1 tRNA gene and 1 rRNA gene are annotated in these 546 nt (G+C 39.6%); both read right to left on the bottom strand.

The annotated features are described in order from the left end of the window. Positions 1-308: 308 nt before the first annotated feature. Positions 309-384: transfer RNA gene (locus tag DI392_RS19455), tRNA-Ala, on the bottom strand. A 77-nt stretch (positions 385-461) separates the two neighbouring features. Then, positions 462-546 (bottom strand): 16S ribosomal RNA (locus DI392_RS19450); the annotation flags it as partial.

Below are 546 nucleotides of genomic sequence, written 5' to 3'. Positions count from 1 at the left end.
GTATGTTCAAACAACCAAGGTTTGTGTCTCTCATTATTTGAATGAGCGAGAGACATTTCGATTTTGCCGGACTCAAATATGAACAACATAATCATGCTATTCCCAAGAACACTTGAATGTGTTTGTTGGTACTTATCTTTCTCTAATAAAAGAGAGAAATAAGATTTGAGAACTTTTACAAACAATCTTCAAAAGATTGTTTTGTCAGCTTTCCAAATTGTTAAAGAGCAAAAGTTTTTTCTATGTAAAGAAAATAACCATTTTTAAAGATTCTGCTTTCTGTTTAAAGAAATAAGAACACTTAAAGATGGTGGAGCTATGCGGGATCGAACCGCAGACCTCCTCGCTGCCAGCGAGGCGCTCTCCCAGCTGAGCTATAGCCCCATCTGGAAAAGTTTTCCTTACTCTAAACTTATAAACCGTATCAATCTGTGTGGGCACTCATTGTGAGAATCGTTCGTTAAGGAGGTGATCCAGCCCCAGGTTCCCCTAGGGCTACCTTGTTACGACTTCACCCCAGTCATGAACCACAAAGTGGTAAGCGTT

It is taken from the genome of Vibrio albus (genome assembly GCF_003144035.1).
Classification (GTDB): Bacteria; Pseudomonadota; Gammaproteobacteria; order Enterobacterales; family Vibrionaceae; genus Vibrio; species Vibrio albus.
Note: the sequence above shows the minus strand (reverse complement) of the source record. Positions and strands in the feature narration are given on the sequence as shown.